This is a genomic window from Parafrankia sp. FMc2 (assembly GCF_041008525.1).
In the GTDB taxonomy this organism is placed as follows: domain Bacteria; phylum Actinomycetota; class Actinomycetes; order Frankiales; family Frankiaceae; genus Parafrankia.
Window position 1 is genome coordinate 1 of sequence record NZ_JBFLUG010000307.1, and the last position, 3103, is coordinate 3103.

At 70.2% G+C, this 3103-nt stretch carries 2 protein-coding genes; both read right to left on the reverse strand.

What is annotated here, in order from left to right:
• Positions 1-153: 153 nt before the first annotated feature.
• On the reverse strand, positions 154-1353 hold the full coding sequence (locus AB1460_RS36525) for a PLP-dependent aminotransferase family protein (RefSeq protein WP_368967071.1): 1200 nt from the start codon (positions 1351-1353) through the stop codon (positions 154-156).
• A 334-nt stretch (positions 1354-1687) separates the two neighbouring features.
• Positions 1688-2932 (reverse strand): tetratricopeptide repeat protein, encoded by a 1245-nt coding sequence (locus AB1460_RS36530; protein WP_368967070.1) that lies wholly within the window; start codon positions 2930-2932, stop codon positions 1688-1690.
• Positions 2933-3103 lie beyond the last annotated feature (171 nt).

Sequence of the window (3103 nt, forward strand, 5' to 3'; positions counted from 1 at the left end):
TCGCGCGCCGCCGCGTCAACGTCCTCTGAGCACTGCTCCGCGACAACCGTGCCTATCAACCCACGTCACCGCCCCTCACCACAGTCGCCGCACAGCATGATCCACTTGACAACTTCATTGAGAATCGTCGGATCCTTCACAGGGTCGGGCGTATCAGGAACGGGCGGGGCGAGCGGCGAAGGTGTCACGCAGGGCCAGCTCGTCGCGGACGACCGCGCCGAGGCGGCCGACCCCCTCGCGGATGCGTTCCGGCGGTGGGTAGCAGTACGACAGCCGCATGCTGGTACCGCCTGACCCGTCGGCGTAGAACCCGACCCCGGGAACGTAGGCGACCCGGGCGGCGATCGCCCGCGGCAACATCGCCTTGGTGTTCACCCCGTCCGGCAGCGTCAACCAGACGAAGAACCCCCCGTCGGGGCGGGTCCAGGTCGCACCGGGTGGCATCGCCTCGTCCAGGGCGTCGAGCATGGCGTCGCGGCGTTCCCGGTACATCTCCCGGAACGCCTTCACCTGCTCCGCCCACGGTTGGGTCGCCAGGTACCGCTCGACCGCCAGCTGGGTGAACATCGACTGTGACAGGATCGCCGACTCCGCGGCCAGCACCAGCCGGGCTGTCACCGCGGGCGGGGCGAGCGCCCACCCGACGCGCAGCCCCGGCGCCAGCGTCTTCGAGAACGATCCCAGGTAGACCACGTCGTCCGGGGCGTCGGCGCGCATCGCCCGCACCGGCTCACCGGTGAACGACAGCAGGCCGTACGGGTTGTCCTCGACCACGAGCACCCCCGCGCGCCGGCAGATCTCGATCACTTCGGCCCGCCGGGGGCCCGTCAGTGTGATCCCTCCAGGGTTCTGGAACGTCGGCACCGTGTAGAGCAGCTTCACCCGGGCGCCCTCGGCCGCCAGCCGCGCCAACGTCTCCGCGAGCGCGTCGGGCGACAGGCCGTCGCCGTCCATCGGCACGTGCACGATCCGCGCCTGATAGGCCGCGAACGTGTTGATCGCCGTGACGTAGGTCGGCCCCTCGGTGATCACGACGTCGCCCGGGTCGATGAACACGCGGGTGAGCAGGTCCAGCGCCTGCTGCGATCCGGCGGTCACCACCACGTTGTCCGGATGGGCGTCGGTGATGCCCTCCATTGCCATCACGTCGCAGATCCGCGCCCGCAGCCCCGGATCGCCCTGCGCCGAGCCGTACTGCAGCGCCACCGCGCCCCGGCTCAACACCAGCTCCGACACCGTCGCCGCGAACGCGTCCAACGGAAGGACGTCGACCGGAGGCATGCCCCCGGCGAGCGACACGATCTCGGGGCGGGATGCGACCGCGAACAATGCCCGAACCTCGCTCGCGATCATCCCCTGGGCACGCTGCGCGTACCGATCCCGCCACCGATCGAGAGTCACGCTCCGCGACACTACCGGCCGTACCCACCCTGGCGTGCACCAGCTGGCGACGGCCAGCACCACGACCGTCAGTCCGTCGGCGGACCTTCGTGACGGGGGCCCGATCGCGGCCGCCCGCTCACGGTGACCGCCTGGGGGATTTCGGCTCCATTGTGGCCCGTACCCGTGAGTATCACGACGCCGGTGCCGATCAGGTCGTTCTGCGTTTCACCGGCAACGCTGGGGAGGCCGCGGGCGTCGGCGGCTGCGCCGGTTCGCCGAGGTCCTGCTGCCCGGACCCACGAGGTCAGCCCTGTTGCTGGGGCGGTCGGGCTTTCTCTCCCCGCTCCAGCTCCGACTGCAGGAGACCGAGGTTGGTCAGAGACACCGAGAGATCGGCTTCGAAGACCGTGGGGTGCGCTGCGGCGAGCCGTCGACGGATCTCCACAGCCTGCTCGGTGGCTGTCAGTGCCTCCTCCGGCCGTCCCAGCGCCGCCAGTAGAACACCCAGGTTGTTCAGGGAGCGGGCGAGGTCGGGTTCGAAGGCGGCAGGGTTCGCCGCGGCGAGCTTTCGGTAGATCGTGAGGGCCTGTTCCGTGTGGGCCAGGCCGTCCTCGCGCTGTTCCAGCTCCGCCAGCAGAACACCGAGGTTGGTCAGGGAGGCGGCGAGGTCGGGTTCGAAGGCGGCGGGATTCGCCGTGGCGAGCCGCTGATAGATCTCCACGGCCTCTTCGGCGGCTGTGCGGGCGTCCTCGTGCCGCCTGAGCTTCGAGAGCTGGATGCCGAGGTTGTTGAGGGACGCGGCGAGGTCGGGTTCGAAGGCACCGGGGTTGTCGGTGGCGAGTCGCCGCCGGATGTGGATGGCCTGTTCGGTGGCGGAGAGGGCGTTGTCGGGCCGCCCGAGTTCGGAGAGCTGGGCACCGAGGTTGTTCAGGGAGCGGGCGAGGTCGGGTTCGAAGGCGGCGGGGTTCACCGCGGCGAGTCGCTGGTAGATCTGGAAGGCCTGTTCGGTGGTGGTGCGGGCGTCCTCGCGCTGCCCGAGTTCGGACAGGAGGAAACCGAGGTTGTTCAGGGAGCGGGCGAGGTCGGGTTCGAAGGCGGCGGGGTTCGCCGCGGCGAGCCGCTGGTAGATCTGGACGACCTGTTCGGTGGCGGAGAGGGCGTTGTCGGGCCGCCCGAGTTCGGAGAGCTGGGCACCGAGGTTGTTCAGGGAGCGGGCGAGGTCGGGTTCGAAGGCGGCGGGGTTCGCCGCCGCGAGCCGCCGGCGGATCTGGACGGCTTCCTCGGTGGTGGTGCGGGCGTCCTCGCGCCGCCCCAGCCCGGACAGCCAGAGGCCGAGGTTGTCGACGCAGGCGGCGAGGTCGGGTTCGAAGGCGGCGGGGTTCGCCGCGGCGAGGCGCCGGTAGATCTGGACGGCTTCCTCGGTGGCGGTCAGGGCGTCCGCGCGCCGCCCCAGTTCCGAGAGCCAGCCGCCGAGATTGGTCAGGGAGGCGGCGAGGTCGGGTTCGAAGGTGGCCGGATCCGTCGTGGCGAGCCGCCGGCGGATCCGCACGGCCTGTTCGGTAGCGACGAGAGCATCCTCCCGCCGGCCCAGTCCTGAGAGGGTGTTCTGTACGGGTTCGCTGGGTTTCGGGTTGAGGTGATGTCTGGCGTGCGGGGTTGATCGTGTTGCGTGTGGGGGCTGGTGCGTTCTGCTGGAAGACATGGTGGAACGTAAGCCGTA

What these genes read in the sequence shown, in the direction of transcription:
- AB1460_RS36525 (WP_368967071.1), bottom strand. Translation starts at nt 1,353, where the DNA reads ATGATCGCGAGCGAGGTTCGGGCATTGTTCGCGGTCGCATCCCGCCCC.